Genomic DNA, 16,502 nt, shown 5'->3' with positions numbered 1-16,502 from the left:
GAGGCAGGGCGCCCTGCCTCACCCGAGCACGAACGGCAGCCGCCCGGCCAAGTCGCCCAGCGAAGCGCGCTCGGCGTCCGTGGGTGCGCGGCGGCCCGTCGCCACCAGCAGCACGTCCGTGTCCGAGAACGCCGCCGGGAACGCCGTCCCCGCGATCTGCTCGACCAGCTCGCGCGCTCGCGCCAAACCCTCGGGAGGCGGGGGCGCGGCAGCAGGCAGGTCGAGGTGGTGCAGCGTCCACTCCAGCACGTACGCCGACAGGTAGTCGCCCGCGGTCAGGACCATGTCCTGCGTCGAGATCCGCATCCCCGGGTCCGCCAGGTCGGCCGCGCGGCCCGCCGCCGCGCCCACGTCGGCCAAGTGGAACTTCAGCAGCGCCGGGTCCTCGTACGCCGCCGCCAGGCGGACGATCAGGGCGTCCAGCGGGTCGTCGCCCGACGGCAGCTCGGAGGCGACCGCCCAGTACGTCACCGCGTCGTGCGTCACCGCCGACGAGGTCGGGGTCACCAGCGTGATCAGCACGTCCTGCGCGTCGATCACCAGGTGGCACACCAGGTCCCGGACCAGCCACCCCCGGCAGCCCGACGGCTCGGCGAACGACGAGCCGGGAAGCGCGGCGACCGCGGCCCGCAACGCCGCCCACGTGCGCGAGAAGAGATCCACGCCGGCGAAGCTAGCAGGATCACAGCCTCAGCTGCAGCTGAGTAAGGATCCGCTGGGCGGGGTCGTCGAAGTCCACTCCGGACACTTCGGCCGCCCGCCGGACGCGGTACCGGACGGTGTTCGGGTGGATGTTCAGCACCCGCGCCGCCGCGCGGACGTCGCCGAACGCGTCGAGCCAGGCCAGGACCGCCGGGACCAGGATGCCGCCGTGCTCGGTGTCGTGCTCCACGAGCGAAACCAGCCGCGGGTCGCGGATGCGGGGCTGCCCGCCCAGGAACGCCAGCACCTCCGACAGCAGGACTTCGGCGCGGACGTCGGCCAGCGAGGCGACGTCGGCGGCCCAGTGCCCGCGGGCCATCGCCGCCAGGACGCGGTCGGCGTCGCCCCGGGACGCGGCCGCGTCGGACAGGCGCGGCACGACGCCGCCCAGCGCCGCCCGGACCGGGACGTCCAGGTGGCGGCGCGCGGTACCGGTGATCTCGCGCGCCAGCGCCAGCACCGCCGCGTCCGAGTGCTCGGGCAGGTCCGGCAGCAGCGCGTAGACGCGGCCGCCGATCACGCTCACCAGCGCGCTGCGCCGGTAGGCCGCCGTGTGCACGGCGATCAGGTGGACCAGTTCCGCACGCCGCAGCTGCCGGTGGTCCGACCGGTCCAGCGAGAACGCCAGCACCTGAGCGGGCCGTGCGGGGTCCGCGCCGATGTCGTCCGCGACGGACTCCGCGTCCAGCCGCCCTTCCAGGAGGCTCGCGAGGAGGTCCTCCCGCAGGCGCAGCTCCGGGCTCGGGAGTGTGCGGGCGCGGATCAGCTGCGGTGCCAGAGCTCGGCTGGCGCCGAGCAGGGCCGTCTCGGCGCGTTCGGTGAGCGGCTGGGCGCCTTCCTGGACCCAGATCGTGCCGAGCGGCTGCTTGCCCGCGTGGATGCCGGCCGCGATGCGCCGGCGGATGCCCAGCTCGGGCCGCTCGTCGATCCGGACGATGCCCTCGCCGGCGCGCAGCCGCTGGTAGACGCCCCATTCGCGCAGCATCGCCAGGTAGCGTTCCGGGCCTTCGCGGCCGAGGATCGACAGCCGCCGCAGCTCGTCGACCTCGTCGCCCGCCCGCGAATACGCGAGGACGCGGTTGGCCGTGTCCTCGATGCTGACCAGGCCACCGGTGAGCGTCGCGATGGTCTGGGCCAGGGCGAACAGGTCGCCGAGGACCTCGCCGCTGGCCGCTTCACCACCCGCGCGGGCCGCGTCGACGACCCCGCGGGCCAGCGACTCCACCTGCTCCCAGCGCGCCTCCGCACCGACCGTCAGCAGCGCGACGCCCGCGTCGGCGGCGACGTCGGCGCCCGTCGCGCCCTTGACCGCCACCGCGGCCGCCCCGCCGCGCCCGGCCGCGCGGATCGCCGGGGCCGCCGCCCGGCCGCGCGCGCCGATCACCAGCACGAGGTCGCCGGGGGAGGCTTCCAGGGGGTCCTCGGGGTCGAGGATCACGACGTCGGCGACCGGGACGCCGAGCCCGTGCGGGGCCACGACGACCTCGACGAGCGGCTCGCCGAGCGTCGCCAGGACGTGGCGCAGGGAGGTCACGACGGGGTTATTCGATCGGCCAAGATCATACGAGCGATTTTAGCCGCTCGGACAAGCCGCCACGACGTGTCCGGGGTTACCGTTCGGGGCATCAGGACGTAAAGCAGAGGAGCCGCCGTGGACGCCGTGACCCAGACCCCCGCCCCGAAGAACGAGCCGGTGCTCACGTACGCGCCGGGCAGCGCTGAGCGCGCCGAACTCGAGGGTGCGCTCAAGCGGCTGGGCCAGGCGGAACCCGTCGACCTCACGGTCACCGTCGGGGGCGAGCAGCGTCCCGGCGGCGGCGAGAAGATCGACGTCGTCCAGCCGCACAACCACCAGCACGTCCTGGGCACCATCCACAGCGCCACCCGGCAGGACGCCACCGACGCCATCGCGGCCGCCGCGAAGGCCGCGCCCGAGTGGCGCGCGCTGTCCTACGACGACCGCGCCGCCATCCTGCTGCGCGCCGCCGACCTGCTCACCGGCAAGTGGCGCGCCACCCTCAACGCCGCCACCATGCTCGGCCAGTCCAAGACCGCGACCCAGGCCGAGATCGACTCCGCCTGCGAGCTCGCCGACTTCTGGCGCTTCAACGTCGAGTTCGGCCGCCGCGTCCTCGCCGAGCAGCCGGTCAGCTCGCCGGGCGTGTGGAACCGGATGGAGCACCGCCCGCTGGAAGGCTTCGTCTACGCGATCACGCCGTTCAACTTCACCGCGATCGCCGGCAACCTGCCGACCGCGCCCGCGCTGATGGGCAACACGGTCCTCTGGAAGCCGTCGCCGACGCAGTCGTTCGCCGCGCACCTGACCATGCGGCTGCTCGAAGAGGCCGGTATGCCGCCGGGCGTCATCAACCTGCTGCCGGGCGACGGCAAGGCCGTCTCCGAGGTCGCCCTGACCCACCGCGACCTGGCCGGCATCCACTTCACCGGCTCGACCGCGACGTTCCAGCACCTCTGGGCCACGGTCGGCGCGAACATCGCGGGCTACCGCTCGTACCCGCGGCTGGTCGGCGAGACCGGCGGCAAGGACTTCGTGCTCGCGCACCCGTCGGCCGACGTCGACGTCCTGCGCACCGCGCTGGTCCGCGGCGCCTTCGAATACCAGGGCCAGAAGTGCTCCGCCGCTTCGCGCGCCTACATCCCGCGCAGCGTCTGGAACCAGCTGAAGGACGGCCTGGTCTCCGAGACCGAGGCGCTGTCCTACGGCGACGTCACCGACCTGTCGCACTTCGGCGGCGCGGTCATCGACGCTCGTGCGTTCGCGAAGCACACCAACCTCTTCGAGAGCGTGAAGAACGACGCCTCGGTCGAGGTCCTGACCGGCGGCACTGCCGACGACAGCGTCGGGTACTTCGTCAAGCCGACGATCCTCGTCTCGGACAACCCGAAGCACGAGATCTTCTCGACCGAATACTTCGGCCCGATCCTCTCGGTGCACGTCTACGAGGACGGCGACTTCGACGCCGTCCTCAAGCTCGTCGATGAGACGGCGGCGTACGCGCTGACCGGCGCGATCATCGCCAACGACCGCGGGGCCGTGGCGAAGGCGGCCGAGGCGCTGCGGTTCGCCGCCGGCAACTTCTACGTCAACGACAAGCCGACCGGTGCCGTCGTCGGCCAGCAGCCGTTCGGCGGCGCGCGGGCCTCGGGCACCAACGACAAGGCCGGCTCGATCTTCAACCTGCAGCGCTGGACGAGCCCCCGCTCCATCAAGGAGACGTTCGTGCCGCCGACCTCCGTGCGCTACCCGCACCAGGGCTGAGAGGGGAGACCGTCATGTTGCGTGCCCCGTTGCTCGCCGCCGCCCGCTCGAAGGGCATCCGGCGGCTCGTGGAGGCCGTGCCCGCCACGCGGTCCGTGGTGCGCCGGTTCGTGGCCGGGTCCGAGACCGCCGACGCCGTCCGCGTGGCCCGGGAACTGGCCGCGGACGGCCGGCGGATCACCCTCGACCACCTCGGCGAGGACACGACCGACGCCGCGCAGGCGGCGGCGACCGTCGCGGCCTACGAAGCCGTGTTGTCGGCGCTGGCCGCGGAAGGGCTGGCCGAGGGCGCCGACGTCTCGGTGAAGCTGTCGGCGGTGGGCCAGTTCCTGCCGTCGAACGGCGAGGACGTCGCCTTGGAGAACGCGCGGAAGATCTGCGCGGCGGCCGAGGCGGTCGGCGCCACCGTGACGCTCGACATGGAGGACCACACCACCACGGACTCGACGCTCGGCATCCTGCGCGAGCTGCGTGGCGAGTACCCGTGGGTGGGCGCGGTGCTGCAGGCGTACCTGCGACGCACCGAGCAGGACTGCCGGGAGCTGTCCGGCCCGGGCTCGCGCGTGCGGCTGTGCAAGGGCGCGTACGCCGAGCCGGAGCCGGTGGCGTTCCAGGAGAAGTCCGAAGTGGACAAGTCCTACGTCCGCTGCCTGCGCGTCCTGATGGCCGGTCAGGGCTACCCGATGGTCGCGTCGCACGACCCGCGGATGATCGGGATCGCCGCCGCGCTGGCCGAGGAGAACGGCCGGAAGGACGACGACCACGAGTTCCAGATGCTCTACGGCATCCGGCCGGAGGAGCAGGCGCGGATCGCGGCCTCGGGCGCGCGCATGCGCGTCTACGTCCCCTACGGCGACGAGTGGTACGGCTACTTCATGCGGCGGCTGGCCGAGCGGCCGGCGAACCTGGCGTTCTTCCTGCGCGGGCTCGCGACTCGCTCCTGAGACACGCGAAGGCCGCCCCCGAGGGGGCGGCCTTCGCGTGTGGTGGTGGTCAGGCCTGTTCGGCCTCGGCTTCGGCGGCCTTGCGCTTGACCTCGGCCATGTCGACCTCGCGAGCCTGCTTGATGAGCTCTTCGAGGGCGGGCTCGGGCAGCGCGCCGGGCTGGGCGTAGATCAGCGTCTTGTCGCGGATGATGGCCAGCGTCGGGATGGAGCGGACGTCGAACGCGGCGGCGAGCTGCTGCTGCGCTTCGGTGTCGACGCTCGCGAACACGATGTCGTCGTGCTTCTCGGACGCCTTCTCGTAGACCGGCGCGAACTGGCGGCACGGCCCGCACCAGCTCGCCCAGAAGTCGATCAGGACGAACTCGTGGTCGTTAACCGTCTGGTCGAAGTTCTCGGCGGTCAGCTCAACGGTGCTCATGCCCTGGTCAACGACGTGGGCCCGGCGGGAATTCCCGGGTCCGGGGTAGCGTCTGCACCCGAGCACCCGTGAAGAGGAGGACACATGGCCGACGGCGAAATCCTGGGCCGGATCGACGAGCTGATCGCGGAGGAGCACGAACTCCGGTCGCGCTCGGTCGGCGTGGGGCTGAGCGGCGGCGACAAGGACCGCCTCACCGCGGTCGAGCAGCAGCTCGACCAGTGCTGGGACCTGCTCCGCCAGCGCCGCGCGAAGTCGGAGTTCCACGAGAACCCGGACGACGCGCAGGCCCGCCCGGTCTCCGAGGTGGAGTCCTACCGCCAGTGACGCTCGTGAGTGGGAAACAGGGTTGGAACACTGTTTCCCACTCACGAGGGGTCAGGCGGGGCAGAGGGTGCCGTCCACCGGGACCTTGCCGTCCACCAGGAACGCCCGCGCCGCCTCCGTGACGCACGGGGACGTGCCCACCGCGCCGTGGCCCGCGCCCTGCCACGTGAGCGTCACCGCCGTCGGCATCTGGTCGGCTGCCCGGGTGCTGCCCACCTGCGGGGTCAGCGGGTCGGCCGCCGTGGCCGTCACCAGGATCGGCGGGGCTCCCGTCGCGCCCGCCGGGGGCAGCGGCTCGGTGCGGACCGGCCACGGCCCGCACCACGCCAGCTGCTGCGCGACGACCGTGCCGAACTGGGGGTACTTCGTCCGCATCCCGGCCGCGACCTGGTCGAGCTGGTCGGCCGAGAGCCGCGTCTGGCTGTCGTTGCAGCGGGTCGCGATCGTCGCGTCGAGGCGGGAGGGCTGCGCGCGCGTGTCGTGCAGCACCGGCGCCGCGAACGCCGCCAGCGGGGTGATGTTGCCGCCGCGCGCCGCCGTGATCGCGTCGGCCAGCTCCGGCCAGCGCGAGCGCTGCGAAAGCCCCGCATAGACCGCGTACATCGCCACTCCCGGCCCGAACGCGACGGCGTCCTCGGTCATCGGGGGCGCGGCCCGCAGCTGCTGGGTGAGCGCCGTCAGGGCCGCCTTCGGATCGCCGAGGGCGCACTTGCGGGCCGCGCAGTCCGCGGCGAACGCGTCCAACGTCGTCTGGGCGCCGGCGGCGACCGCGTCGAGCACCGCCGCCGTGTCCGGGCCCGGGTCGGGGACGCCGTCGAGCACCATCCGGCCGACCTGGCCCGGGAAGCGCACCGCGTACTCGGACAGCAGCTTCGAGCCGTCGCCGCGGCCGAGCGCGTTGAGCCGGTCCGAGCCCAGCGCCTTGCGCAGCTCCTCCAGGTCGCCCGCGCCGCGCCAGCTGTCCAGCGCGGTCTGGGAGTCGTCCAGCTCGATCGCGCACTGCTGACCGGCCTTGCGCGCCGCGTCCAGGACGTCCTGCAGGTCGCCCTGGCCCGGGTCGGCGTCGATCAGGTCGTGCCGGATGTCCGGCGGCACGCACTGGACGGGGGCCGAGAGCCCGGTGCCGCGGCGGTCCAGGCCGATCAGCGAGAACTTCGCCAGGAACGCCGGCGGCAGCGTCGCGGCCAGCCGCGCGGCGTACACCGTGCCCGGGTCGCCGTCGACGTCGTTGACCACGACCAGCGGGATCGGCCCGGTGCCGACCTTCAGCGCCAGCAGCCGCACCACCGACCGCCGGGCCTCGCCGGGCGCGTCGAGCGGCGTGGTGACCCGGGCGCAGGTGAAGTGCAGGTTGTCGGGCACCGGCGGGGTGCCGATCCGCTGCCGGGTGTCGTCGTCGCAGTCGGCCCACCGCAGCGACGGCGACTGCGGCTCGGCCAGCGGGGGCAGCGGCACCGGCGGGGTGCCGGTGGGCGCCGCCGTGGTCGTCTTGCCGTCGTTCTCGACCAGCGCCGGGCGGACCGACGGCCCCGCGGCGCAGCCCGCGGCGGAGGCCAGGGCGAGCAGCGCGACCAGGAGACGGGTACGGCGGCGGCGCACGGGCGAGGTCCTCACGTAGATCACAGGCAGGGTGGTGCCGAGCTTCGCACGGCCGGTGTGGGACGCGGGTTAGCGGGTCCGCACGACCTGGCCGCGGAACACGGCGTCGAGGTCGTAGCGCGCGGGCTCCTCGAGCTGGCTGTAGTCGCACGACGCGGGTTCGCGGTCGGGCCGCCAGCGCTTGAACCGCGCGTTGTGCCGGAAGCGCGACGGCATCCCGCCTTCGGTGTTCTCGTAGGCCACTTCGACGACCCGCTCGGGCCGCAGCGGCACCCATTCGTGTTCGGTGGCGCGCCAGCGCGTGACCCCGCCGGGGATCCGCTGGGCCTCGCCGGTCGCGCGGCCGCCCCACGGGTGGTCTTCGCCGTCGGTGACCAGGGGCGCCAGTTCCTCGGCGAGTTCGCGACGGCGGTCCTTCGGGAACGACCCGACCGTGCCGACGTGGTGCAGCACACCGGCGTCGTCGAACAGGCCCAGCAGAAAACTCCCGACCAGGTCGCCGGGGCCGCCGTCGACGTGCCAGCGCAGTCCGGCGAGGACGCAGTCCGCGGTGCGCAGGTGCTTGTACTTGACCATCACGCGCTTGCCGGGCGTGTACGGCTCGTCGAGGGGCTTGCCGATGACGCCGTCGAGGCCCGCGCCCTCGAAGAGCTCGAACCAGTGCCGCGCGGTGTCCGGGTCGGTGGTCGCCGGCGTCAGCGGGAAGGCGTCGCCGGCCAGCTCGACGAGCCGGTCGCGCCGCGCCGACGTCGGCTCGTCGAGCAGGGACTCGTCGTCGAGGGCGAGGACGTCGAAGGCGACGAACTCGGCCGGCTGCTCGGCCGCCAGCAGGGTGATCCGGCTTTCGGCGGGGTGGATGCGCTCGGTCAGGGCGTCGAAGTCGAGCCGCCCGCCGCGCGCGACGACGAGCTCGCCGTCCAGCACGACCCGCGGCGGCAGCGTCTCCAGCAGCCGCGCGACGGCCTCCGGGAAGTACCGGTTGAGCGGCTTTTCCGCGCGGGACTGCAGGTACAGCTCGTCGCCGTCCTTGAAGACGATGCAGCGGAAGCCGTCCCACTTCGGTTCGAACAGCAGGCCCCCGGAGTCCGGGATGGCCTTCGCGGGCTTGGCGAGCATCGGCTTCAGCGGCGGCTGCAGCGGTAGGGGCATGCGGGCATTCTGCGGAAAGACGCCGTTCAGCGCACGCGTTTCGCCGTGCTCGTGTCGAGTTCCAGGCGGACGGCCGTCGGCAGGACGTCGAGGCCGAGCGACTCCCGGGCCCTGGTCAGCACGCGGCCGTCCAGGTCTTCCCAGACGCTCTTGAGGTCGGTGCCCTCGTGCAGCCACAGCGTGATCCGCAACGCGGGAGACGTCCGGGAGCCCACGGCGCGGACCCGGGCGCGGCTCACGCCGTCGAGCTGTTCGGCGTCGGCCTGGACCGCGCCGGAGATCGCGGCGGCGGTGACCACCAGCTCGGCGCCCTCGGTGGTGTCGAGGTCCAGGTCGGGCCGCGGTTCCGGCCGCAGCGACCGCACCGTGCCGCGCAGGCCGAGCACCACCAGGAGCAGCCCGAGCACGATCGCGGCGATCCGGGCGGGCGTGGCGTGCCCGCCGAGCCAGTCGAGCGCCATCGGGTCGAGCAGCGGCCGGCGCCCGCGGAACTCGCCGAGCACGCCGAAGCCGACCACCAGGGCCAGCGCCCCGCCGAGCAGGGCCAAAAGCCCGACGAGGAACACGCCGGTGCGTTCGCCCGCGTACGACCGGGAAAGCGCCTTCGCGGCAATCGATTTGCTCATCGGCGATCCTTCGGGGAGTCGACGACCACGGTCACCTTCGGCCGTCGCGCGAGGGGGACGTCGTCGAGCAGCGCGGTCACGGTCTCGAGCAGCCGCGGCCGCAGCTCGCTTTCGCTTTCGAGAGTGCTCTTCGCGCGGACCCGGACGCGGCGGGCGCTCGCGGTGACCGTCGCGCCGGCGACGTTGTCCTGCGCGCGCACGGTGAGCCCGACCAGCCGGGCCAGCGAACGCGGCGACGTCGAGACGCTCACCTCGTCGGCCGGGTCGGTGAGCCGGACCGCGCGGTTTCCGGCGGCCAGTGCGCAGAGCAGCAGGACCAGTCCCGCCGCGGCGAGCACACCGGCGCCGACGCGCACCGCGTAGGCGTCCCAGCCCAGCGAAGCGAGCTGCGCCTGCCAACGCGGCCACGGCACCAGCAGCGGGTCCGAAGCCGGACGCCACCAGTGCCAGCCGACTTCCAGGGCGAGCAACGCCCCGGCGGCGGCGAAGGCCAGCCCGAGCAGCGTCGAAAGGAGGCGGACGAACACGCGCACGGCTACCGCACCCTCGGCGCCACCGCGGGCCGCAGCGCCGACACCGTCACGGCGAGGGTCCGCACGTGGTAGCCGGTGAGCAGCTCGACCTCTTCGGTGACCTTCTCGCGCACGACGCCGACGACGGTCCGCACCGGCGCCGGGTACTGCAAAGCCAGGTCCAGCGCCAAGTCGACGTCGTTGTCGAGCCCGCCGACCTTCGCCTTGGCGCCCTTCTTGCCGTCGCTCGCGGTGCCGGGGACCTGGTCGGCGGCGTGCTGGGCGACTTTGCGCACCACGGCGTGCCCGACGGTGAGCGTGCCGCGCTCGGCGGGCTCGGCGAGCTCGCGCGGCACGTCCAGGACGCGGCTCACTTGTCGCGGCCCTTGCCGAAGAGCTCGCCGAGGTCGAGCTCGCCGTCGAGGACCCGGCCGGCGACCAGGCCGATGATCCCGACGGCCAGGGTCACCAGGAACGCGGTGAACCCCTGGGACGCGGCGAGGCCGAGGATCAGCCCGGCCAGGAGCCCGGTCTGCGTTGCGTTCACATGTCCTCCTTGGACGGTCCATCGTGGCGGAAAGCGTGGTCACCGCACCCGCGGTGGCCGGCGGCGGAAGCGGGCGAGCAGTGCGGCGATCCCGCGCCGGCGGGCGGTGAAGCTCACCGGGGCGTCGTAGCGGGTGTCCACTTCGGACTCCCCGGCGCGGAACCGGGCCAGTCCTGCGGCGAACACCGCCGGGTCACCGCCGACGTCGGGGTGGTGGGTGCGCACGAACTCCCGGAAGGCCGCCCGGTCGCGCCCGGTCATTCCACCCGCGTCGATTCGGCTTCTTCCTCGCCGGGCAGGTGGATGTCGTTGACGGCGATGTTCACCTCGATCACCTCGAGGCCGGTGATCTGCTCGACCGCGGTGATCACGTTGCGCCGCACCGCGCGGGCGACGTCGACGATGCGCGCGCCGTACTCGACGATCACGTCGAGGTCGATCGCCGTCTGCTTCTCGCCGACCTCCACGGCCACGCCGGTGGTGCTCACCGTGCCGGAGCCGGGGATGCGTTCGCGCAGCGCGCCGATCGCGCGCGACACCCCGCCGCCGCCCAGGGCGTGCACCCCGGCGACCTCGCGGGTGGCCAGGCCGGCGACCTTCTGCACGACCAGCGAGGAGATCGTGGTGCGGCCGGCGGTGCCCTCCTCGTTGAGCGGGGTCACCGTGCCGGGGCTTTCGGTCCGTTCCGGGTGCATGCGTGCGGGCTCCTCTCGCGGCGGTCTCTCGCCCGTACGATGCCCGCGCGGGCGCAAACCTCACGCAGACTCACCCGATCGGGGGAACGTCAGTCGCGGTGGACGTCCACGACGTGCACGTTCACCGTCGCCTCGCTCCCGAGCTGGCGCGCCAGCTCCGCGGTGACCTCCCGCCGCAGCGCCTCGGCGGCCTCGTCGGCGGCGACGCCGAACCGGACCGACACGAGCACCTGCACGGCGTCGTCCTCGACCGCGACGGCCGAAACCCGCACCCCGGCCGGCGCCCGCTCGCCGGCGATCGCCGTGGCCAGCCGGGTGACGACGGTTTCCGCGACCCGCAGGTCGCCGTCGTCGCCGGGCACCTCGAGGGCGGTCCGGCGGCCGCGCGCGACCGCCCGCAGCACCCGTTCGACCAGCCCGGGCGGGGTCGGCACCCGGCGCCGGGCCGCCGCGCGCACGGCGTCCCAGCGGGGATCCCGCTCGGGGTCGGACAACTCGGCCATCACCGCTCCCTCAACTCGGCGAGCAGCGCCACCCTGGCCCGGTGCAGGCGGGAACGCAAGGCTCCGACGTTCACGTCGAGCACTTCGGCGACCTCTTCGTAGCTGAGCCCCTCCAGTTCGCGCAGCACCAGCGGCACCCGCTGCGAGACCTCCAGCCGGCCGATCGCGCGCAGCACGGCGTCGACCTCCTCGGCCCGCACGACCCGGCCTTCGGGGCCCGGCACCGCGGCGGCGAGCAACGCCGTGTCCACAGTGGACCGGTCGGTGGGCTCGTCGAGCGAGACCGTGGGCCGGCGGCGGCGCAGCAGCGCGAGCGCGCTGTTGGTGACCACGCGGTAGAGCCACGTCGAGACCGCGGATTCGTGCCGGAAGGCGGGCAGGGCGCGCCACGCGGCCAGCCACGAGTCCTGCACGACGTCCTCGGCCTCGCCCGCGCTGCCGGTGATCCGCAGCGCGACGCGGTACATCCGGGGCGTGTGCCGGCGCACGAGCGCGCCGAACGCGGCGTCGTCGCCGGCCGCGGCCTTGGCGACCAGGTCGCCGTCGTCGCTCACCCGGCGTCCCGGCGGTAGCGCAGGAGCGTGAAGCCGTCCTCGACCAGGATCGACGCCAGCGCGAGCCGGCGCGGCACGGCGACCGGCCCCGCCGCGATCCGCGCCGCGCTCCCGGCGACGAGCAGCGGCGCGACCGTGAGGCACAGCTGGTCCACCAGATCGGCTTCGACCAGCTGCCCGAACAGCCGCGGCCCGCCCTCGCACGCGACGCGGCGCAACCCGCGCGCGGCGAGCAGCTCGAGCGCGCGCCGGACGTCGACGTCGGTGTCCCCGGCGCGCAGGATCTCCGCTCCGGCGGCCTCCAGCGGCCAGGTTTTGGCGGACTCCGTGGTCACCACGATCGGGGGTACGACGGTCTCGGTGAACAACCGGGACGCGGGGTCGAGGTCCGCGGTGCGCGTGACGACGGCGATCGGCGGGACGGTCTCGAAGCCGAGCCGGCGCCGGCGTTCGAGGCGCTTCGGGCCCGCGACGACCCCGCGGTAGTCCTCGGCGCGGGCGGTGCCGGCGCCGACCAGGATCACATCGGCGAGGTCACGCCCGAGCAGGAAGACCTTGCGGTCGGCGGCGTGCGAAAGGCCGGCGGAGGTCGTGTCGACCTCGACGGCGCCGTCGGCGGACGCGACGAAGTTGACCTGCACCCACGGGCGGTCGAGGTCCGCCGGGTAGGCGTAGATCGCTTCCAGGTCGACCCCGGTCAGCTCGTCCGTCGAAGAAGGCCACACGCTCCGCACGCCGACAATCCCAGCACGGGCGTGAAGTGCGTCTCGACCGGGGGACATCGCCACCCGACGGGGTCAGCGACGCCGTTAGGCTCTGCGACCATGCCCGCGCACCTCACCGACCGCCGACCCGAGCTGTCCTCCGACGAGCTGATCGGTGCGCTGGTGCCGCCGCCGCGCTTCGACGCGGTCCGGTTCGAGACCTACCTCCCCAACCCCGACGAGCCCAGCCAGGCGGCCGCGGTGGAGGCGTGCTCGGCGTTCGCCGCCAAAGTGGGCGCGCGCAAGGAGAAGAAGCGCTTCAAGCTCTTCGGCGGGTCGTCGGAGCCGGCCGGCCCGATGGGGCTCTACCTCGACGGCGGGTTCGGCGTCGGCAAGACGCACCTGCTCGCCTCGACGTGGCACGCGGCGCCCTCGCCCAAGGCGTACGGGACGTTCGTCGAGCTGACCCACCTGGTCGGCGCGCTGGGCTTCGCCGAGGCCGTGCGGCGCCTGTCGGAGCACCGGATCCTGGCCATCGACGAGTTCGAGCTGGACGACCCGGGCGACACCACGCTGGTCACGCGGCTGCTGCAGGAGCTGATGGACGCGGGCGTGTACGTCGCGGCGACGTCCAACACGCTCCCGGAGAAGCTCGGCGAAGGCCGGTTCGCCGCCGAGGACTTCCTGCGCGAGATCCAGACGCTCTCGGCCCGGTTCGGTGTCGTGCGCGTCGACGGCCCGGACTACCGCCACCGCGGCCTGCCGGACGCGCCGCCGCCGGTTTCGCCGGACGTCCTGGAAGAGTCCGTCGCGGCGCACGAAGGGTCCACTGTGGACGACTTCGACGCGGTGGTCGAGCACCTGGCTTCGCTGCACCCCTCCCGCTACGGGCGGCTGCTGGACGGCGTCACGCGGGTGCACCTGCGCGACATCCACCCGGCGCCGGACCAGAACGTCGCGCTGCGGCTGGTCGCGTTCGCCGACCGGCTCTACGACCGGGCCATCCCGGTGGTCGTCTCGGGCGAGCCGCTGCCGGCGCTGTTCACCGAGGAGATGGTGAACGGCGGTTACCGCAAGAAGTACCTGCGCGCGGTCAGCCGGCTGACGGCGCTGGCGCGGGACGCGGCGCCGGCCACGTGAGCAGCACGACGGCGACGGCGAACAGCGTCCCGCCGGCGACGTCGGTGAGGTAGTGGTAGCCGAGGCCGACCAGCCCGGCCGTGGCGCAGAGCAGCGCCAGCGCGCTCAGCACCACCACGATCACCTTGCGCGTGACGAGCACGAGCACGGTCAGCACCGCGACCAGGCTCACGGTGTGGCCGCTCGGGTAGACCAGGGTGTCGTTCTTCCACCGGTCGTACAGGGGTTTGAGCAGGACGGCGGTCAGCAGGATCGCCAGCAGCGGCGCCGCGAGCGCGAGCCCGGCCTCCAGCTTCCGGCCCGCGCGCAGGCACAGGACGACGCCGAGGACGCCGAGCGCGAACACGACGTACGGCTCGGTCGGGAAGACCAGCGCGCGCAGCACGCCCGGGCTCAGGTGCGCCGTCCAGCCGGCGACCACGGCGTCGGCCGCGCCCGGGGTCGTCCCGCCGGCGAACGGCAGTCCCAGCAGCAGCGCGAGCGGCCCGCAGACCGCGGCCGGCACCCACATCGTCCTCACCCGCGCGAGGGTAGCCGCGGCGGCGTGGGGCGGCCGTCTGCCACGATGCGGGCATGCACATCACGGTGGCGGGGGCCGGGATCGTCGGCCTGAGCTGCGCGTACCGGCTGGCCGGTGCGGGCCACGACGTGACGGTCGTCGCGGCGGCCGGCCCGGGGGAGTCGACGTCGGCGGTGGCGGGCGGGGTGCTGTACCCGCCGGTGCGCCGCCCGGACAAGCGGATCGCGCGCTGGACGGCGGAAACCCTGGACGTGCTGCGGGCGCAGGAGGCGCCGGGGGTGCGGTTCCGCCGCGGCCGGGTCCTGCTGGCCTCGGGCGAGCCGGAGCCGCAGTGGCTGCGCGCGATGATCGACCCGGTCCGCGACGGCGACCAGCTGGTGTTCACGACGGCGCTGGTCGACACGCCGGTGTACCTGGAGTGGCTGCTGGCCCAGGTGGTTTCGCTGGGCGTGCGCGTCGAATACCGGTCGCTGACGTCGCTGTCCTGCCTGGGAACGGTGGTGAACGCGGCGGGCCTGGGCGCGGGTCCGCTGGCGGGCGACGGCTCGATGGTCCCGATCGGCGGGCAGGTCGTGCACCTGGCCGACCCGGGCCTGCGCGAGTTCGTGGTGGACGAAACGGGCCCGGGCGTGACGTACGCCATCCCGCACGGCACGCACGTGGTGTGCGGCGGAACGGAGGAGCCGGGCCGCGGCGACACGATCCCGAACCCGGGCGTGACGGCGGACATCGTGCGGCGGTGCCGCGAGCTGGTCCCGGCGTTGGCGGGCGCGGAGGTGCTGCGGTCGGCGGTGGGGCTGCGCCCGTTCCGGCCGGTGGTGCGGCTGGAACGGGCGGGCGACGTCGTCCACTGCTACGGCCACGGCGGCTCGGGGATCACCCTGGCGTGGGGTTGTGCGGCCGACATCCTGGAGTTGTTCAGCGCCGGCTGAAAGCGGCGTGGTCGGCCTCGGTGCGGTCGGCGTACCGCACCGCGTACGCGCCCATCGCTTCGTCCAATTCGGAGTCGTCGGCGAAGTAGCCCGCCAGCAGCTTCGGGTGCAGTGACCGCGTGTGCGCGCGGGCCAGCAGGGCGCCTGCCAGCCGGCCGTAGTCGTCGAGGTGGTCCTTCTCCAGCTCCGCCGGGTCGATGTCGCCCTTGAGGTTGCGGAACTGGCGGACGATGTACGGCACTCCGTCGATCGTCGTCCAGCCGAGCAGGATGTCGGTCTCGGCCTGCACCAGGCGGGCGCCGTCGACGATCCGGCGGCCTTCGTGGTCCGCTTCGGGCAGGTCGAGGTACGGCGCCAGTGCGGGCTTCGCCGCCTGCTTCACCTGCAGGACGAGGTCTTCGTCGTCGTTGCCGTGCAGCAGGGCGACGTAGCTGCGCAGCCCGACGCTGCCGGTGCCCACCACGCGGAAGGCGACGTCGGCGATCCGGTACCGCTCGATCAGCGTCCGCCGCGACTCGCGCAGGGTGTCCACATAGGACACCAGTCCGGCGGCGACGGCTTCGGCGGTCCGGTCGTCGACGTGCGTGAGGACCGGCGGGTCCTCGACGAACCGGTGGCGCGCCAGGCCGGTCTCGTGGTCGTCGACGCGCTCGGTCCACTTCGCGGAGATCTTCGCGCTGTCGTTCTTGCGGGCCTTCTCGGCGGCGTCGGCGAAGTCGTCGATCAGCTCGTCGGCCCGGGCCTTGGACAGCACCGACGAGTCCGGCAGCGCGTTCCAGCTGCGCAGGAACGGCAGGTCGGCCAGCGCGCGGATGGTGCGGCGGTAGGACTTCACGGCGTCTTCGGCGGCCTCGCGGCACCCGGACTCGCCGATGCCGCCCTCGCGCCCGGCGAGCACGAGGCTGGCGGCGAGCCGCTTGAGGTCCCACTCCCACGGGCCCGGGACGGTCTCGTCGAAGTCGTTGATGTCCATCACGATCTTGCCTTCGGGCGTGCCGTAGAGCCCGAAGTTGGCGGCGTGGGCGTCGCCGCAGAGCTGGGCGGTGAGCCCGGAATCGGGCGTGCCGGCGAGATCGGCGCCCATCAGCCCGGCGGCGCCGCGGAAGAAGGTGAACGGGGACGCGAGCATGCGCTCCCGGCGGAGTTCGGCCAGTTCGGGAAGCCGCCCGGCGTTGCTGGCCTCGAAGTACTGCTTCGCGTCCGGCCGGCCCGCGCCGGCGGCCTCGTGGTCGTGCGCGGTGGCCGGGACCTTCTCCCGCAGCCGTTTCCCCTGCTCGTACAGCTCGCCCGGTGTGACGCTGTTCGTGCCCACCAGCGGGCGCTCCCCGAATCCCATACCGGGCACAA

At 73.7% G+C, this 16,502-nt stretch carries 21 protein-coding genes; 5 read left to right on the top strand and 16 right to left on the bottom strand.

Annotation, left to right across the window (positions count from 1 at the left end; genetic code table 11):
• Window positions 1-18 precede the first annotated feature (18 nt).
• Both ACERZO_RS29710 and ACERZO_RS29705 read right to left on the bottom strand, forming a co-directional pair.
• Complete coding sequence (locus ACERZO_RS29710) at window positions 19-663, bottom strand: maleylpyruvate isomerase N-terminal domain-containing protein (protein ID WP_372668078.1); 645 nt, start codon at window positions 661-663, stop codon at window positions 19-21.
• A gap of 19 nt (window positions 664-682) precedes the next feature.
• Complete coding sequence (locus ACERZO_RS29705) at window positions 683-2,236, bottom strand: PucR family transcriptional regulator (protein ID WP_372668076.1); 1,554 nt, start codon at window positions 2,234-2,236, stop codon at window positions 683-685.
• A 117-nt stretch (window positions 2,237-2,353) separates the two neighbouring features.
• Between ACERZO_RS29705 and pruA the strand changes: the two genes are divergently transcribed.
• Both pruA and ACERZO_RS29695 read left to right on the top strand, forming a co-directional pair.
• Entirely contained in the window at window positions 2,354-3,982 is a 1,629-nt protein-coding gene (gene pruA, locus ACERZO_RS29700) for an L-glutamate gamma-semialdehyde dehydrogenase (protein ID WP_372668074.1), read from the top strand.
• Window positions 3,983-3,996: 14 nt separating this feature from the next.
• A complete protein-coding gene (locus tag ACERZO_RS29695) occupies window positions 3,997-4,926 on the top strand; it encodes a proline dehydrogenase family protein (protein ID WP_372668072.1) in 930 nt (309 codons plus the stop codon).
• 49 nt (window positions 4,927-4,975) lie between these two features.
• On the opposite strand, the gene trxA is transcribed toward ACERZO_RS29695, so the two are convergent.
• Window positions 4,976-5,347 carry a thioredoxin gene (gene trxA, locus ACERZO_RS29690; RefSeq protein WP_364446342.1) on the bottom strand — a complete coding sequence of 124 codons (372 nt, stop codon included), beginning with the start codon at window positions 5,345-5,347 and terminating at the stop codon, window positions 4,976-4,978.
• Window positions 5,348-5,431: 84 nt separating this feature from the next.
• Between trxA and ACERZO_RS29685 the strand changes: the two genes are divergently transcribed.
• Window positions 5,432-5,674 carry a DUF2630 family protein gene (locus ACERZO_RS29685; RefSeq protein ID WP_372668071.1) on the top strand — a complete coding sequence of 81 codons (243 nt, stop codon included), beginning with the start codon at window positions 5,432-5,434 and terminating at the stop codon, window positions 5,672-5,674.
• 51 nt (window positions 5,675-5,725) lie between these two features.
• On the opposite strand, the gene ACERZO_RS29680 is transcribed toward ACERZO_RS29685, so the two are convergent.
• The 11 genes from ACERZO_RS29680 to ACERZO_RS29630 all read right to left on the bottom strand — a co-directional run bounded on the left by ACERZO_RS29680 (window position 5,726) and on the right by ACERZO_RS29630 (window position 12,593).
• Window positions 5,726-7,273 carry an alpha/beta hydrolase gene (locus tag ACERZO_RS29680; RefSeq protein ID WP_372668070.1) on the bottom strand — a complete coding sequence of 516 codons (1,548 nt, stop codon included), beginning with the start codon at window positions 7,271-7,273 and terminating at the stop codon, window positions 5,726-5,728.
• A gap of 69 nt (window positions 7,274-7,342) precedes the next feature.
• Complete coding sequence (locus ACERZO_RS29675; protein ID WP_372668069.1) at window positions 7,343-8,422, bottom strand: ATP-dependent DNA ligase; 1,080 nt, start codon at window positions 8,420-8,422, stop codon at window positions 7,343-7,345.
• Between the two features lie 26 nt (window positions 8,423-8,448).
• Window positions 8,449-9,048, bottom strand: a complete 600-nt coding sequence (locus tag ACERZO_RS29670) for an alkaline shock response membrane anchor protein AmaP (RefSeq protein WP_372668068.1) — start codon at window positions 9,046-9,048, stop codon at window positions 8,449-8,451.
• Window positions 9,045-9,581 (bottom strand): DUF6286 domain-containing protein, encoded by a 537-nt coding sequence (locus tag ACERZO_RS29665; protein ID WP_372668067.1) that lies wholly within the window; start codon window positions 9,579-9,581, stop codon window positions 9,045-9,047. The genes ACERZO_RS29670 and ACERZO_RS29665 overlap by 4 nt, the downstream gene beginning before the upstream one ends.
• A 2-nt stretch (window positions 9,582-9,583) precedes the next feature.
• The gene (locus tag ACERZO_RS29660) at window positions 9,584-9,934 is read right to left on the bottom strand and encodes a hypothetical protein (RefSeq protein WP_372668066.1); all 351 of its coding nucleotides are present in this window, start codon (window positions 9,932-9,934) and stop codon (window positions 9,584-9,586) included.
• Window positions 9,931-10,107 carry a hypothetical protein gene (locus tag ACERZO_RS29655; protein ID WP_086674141.1) on the bottom strand — a complete coding sequence of 59 codons (177 nt, stop codon included), beginning with the start codon at window positions 10,105-10,107 and terminating at the stop codon, window positions 9,931-9,933. Before ACERZO_RS29655 ends, ACERZO_RS29660 begins: the two co-directional genes overlap by 4 nt.
• A gap of 39 nt (window positions 10,108-10,146) precedes the next feature.
• Window positions 10,147-10,368 (bottom strand): hypothetical protein, encoded by a 222-nt coding sequence (locus ACERZO_RS29650; RefSeq protein ID WP_372668065.1) that lies wholly within the window; start codon window positions 10,366-10,368, stop codon window positions 10,147-10,149.
• Complete coding sequence (locus tag ACERZO_RS29645; protein WP_372668064.1) at window positions 10,365-10,802, bottom strand: Asp23/Gls24 family envelope stress response protein; 438 nt, start codon at window positions 10,800-10,802, stop codon at window positions 10,365-10,367. Before ACERZO_RS29645 ends, ACERZO_RS29650 begins: the two co-directional genes overlap by 4 nt.
• A gap of 89 nt (window positions 10,803-10,891) precedes the next feature.
• Window positions 10,892-11,305: an Asp23/Gls24 family envelope stress response protein gene (locus tag ACERZO_RS29640; protein WP_372668063.1), complete on the bottom strand. Its 414-nt coding sequence runs from the start codon at window positions 11,303-11,305 to the stop codon at window positions 10,892-10,894.
• The gene (locus ACERZO_RS29635) at window positions 11,305-11,859 is read right to left on the bottom strand and encodes an RNA polymerase sigma factor (protein ID WP_372668062.1); all 555 of its coding nucleotides are present in this window, start codon (window positions 11,857-11,859) and stop codon (window positions 11,305-11,307) included. Before ACERZO_RS29635 ends, ACERZO_RS29640 begins: the two co-directional genes overlap by 1 nt.
• Window positions 11,856-12,593, bottom strand: a complete 738-nt coding sequence (locus tag ACERZO_RS29630) for a pyrimidine reductase family protein (protein WP_372668061.1) — start codon at window positions 12,591-12,593, stop codon at window positions 11,856-11,858. Before ACERZO_RS29630 ends, ACERZO_RS29635 begins: the two co-directional genes overlap by 4 nt.
• 90 nt (window positions 12,594-12,683) lie before the next feature.
• On the opposite strand from ACERZO_RS29630, the gene zapE reads away from it, so the two are divergent.
• Complete coding sequence (gene zapE, locus ACERZO_RS29625) at window positions 12,684-13,703, top strand: cell division protein ZapE (RefSeq protein WP_372668060.1); 1,020 nt, start codon at window positions 12,684-12,686, stop codon at window positions 13,701-13,703.
• On the opposite strand, the gene ACERZO_RS29620 is transcribed toward zapE, so the two are convergent.
• Window positions 13,657-14,214, bottom strand: coding sequence for a phosphatase PAP2 family protein (locus ACERZO_RS29620; RefSeq protein WP_444843238.1), 558 nt, complete (start codon window positions 14,212-14,214; stop codon window positions 13,657-13,659). The two genes, zapE and ACERZO_RS29620, sit on opposite strands and share 47 nt — an antisense overlap.
• A gap of 62 nt (window positions 14,215-14,276) precedes the next feature.
• Here ACERZO_RS29620 and ACERZO_RS29615 point away from each other — a divergent pair, with 62 nt between their 5' ends.
• Complete coding sequence (locus ACERZO_RS29615; protein WP_372668059.1) at window positions 14,277-15,155, top strand: FAD-dependent oxidoreductase; 879 nt, start codon at window positions 14,277-14,279, stop codon at window positions 15,153-15,155.
• Here ACERZO_RS29615 and ACERZO_RS29610 read toward each other — a convergent pair.
• Complete coding sequence (locus ACERZO_RS29610) at window positions 15,142-16,491, bottom strand: DUF2252 domain-containing protein (protein WP_372668058.1); 1,350 nt, start codon at window positions 16,489-16,491, stop codon at window positions 15,142-15,144. The two genes, ACERZO_RS29615 and ACERZO_RS29610, sit on opposite strands and share 14 nt — an antisense overlap.
• Window positions 16,492-16,502 lie beyond the last annotated feature (11 nt).

The organism is Amycolatopsis kentuckyensis (genome assembly GCF_041679295.1).
GTDB classification, from domain to species: Bacteria; Actinomycetota; Actinomycetes; order Mycobacteriales; family Pseudonocardiaceae; genus Amycolatopsis; species Amycolatopsis kentuckyensis_A.
Note: the sequence above shows the minus strand (reverse complement) of the source record. Positions and strands in the feature narration are given on the sequence as shown.

Excerpts from the sequence above, each read along its gene's own strand:
- ACERZO_RS29695 (WP_372668072.1), top strand. The coding sequence starts at position 3,997 with ATGTTGCGTGCCCCGTTGCTCGCCGCCGCCCGCTCGAAGGGCATCCGG.
- trxA (WP_364446342.1), bottom strand. The coding sequence starts at position 5,347 with ATGAGCACCGTTGAGCTGACCGCCGAGAACTTCGACCAGACGGTTAAC.
- ACERZO_RS29685 (WP_372668071.1), top strand. The coding sequence starts at position 5,432 with ATGGCCGACGGCGAAATCCTGGGCCGGATCGACGAGCTGATCGCGGAG.
- ACERZO_RS29675 (WP_372668069.1), bottom strand. The coding sequence starts at position 8,422 with ATGCCCCTACCGCTGCAGCCGCCGCTGAAGCCGATGCTCGCCAAGCCC.
- ACERZO_RS29670 (WP_372668068.1), bottom strand. The coding sequence starts at position 9,048 with ATGAGCAAATCGATTGCCGCGAAGGCGCTTTCCCGGTCGTACGCGGGC.
- ACERZO_RS29650 (WP_372668065.1), bottom strand. The coding sequence starts at position 10,368 with ATGACCGGGCGCGACCGGGCGGCCTTCCGGGAGTTCGTGCGCACCCAC.
- ACERZO_RS29645 (WP_372668064.1), bottom strand. The coding sequence starts at position 10,802 with ATGCACCCGGAACGGACCGAAAGCCCCGGCACGGTGACCCCGCTCAAC.
- ACERZO_RS29640 (WP_372668063.1), bottom strand. The coding sequence starts at position 11,305 with ATGGCCGAGTTGTCCGACCCCGAGCGGGATCCCCGCTGGGACGCCGTG.
- zapE (WP_372668060.1), top strand. The coding sequence starts at position 12,684 with ATGCCCGCGCACCTCACCGACCGCCGACCCGAGCTGTCCTCCGACGAG.
- ACERZO_RS29620 (WP_444843238.1), bottom strand. The coding sequence starts at position 14,214 with ATGTGGGTGCCGGCCGCGGTCTGCGGGCCGCTCGCGCTGCTGCTGGGA.
- ACERZO_RS29615 (WP_372668059.1), top strand. The coding sequence starts at position 14,277 with ATGCACATCACGGTGGCGGGGGCCGGGATCGTCGGCCTGAGCTGCGCG.
- ACERZO_RS29610 (WP_372668058.1), bottom strand. The coding sequence starts at position 16,491 with ATGGGATTCGGGGAGCGCCCGCTGGTGGGCACGAACAGCGTCACACCG.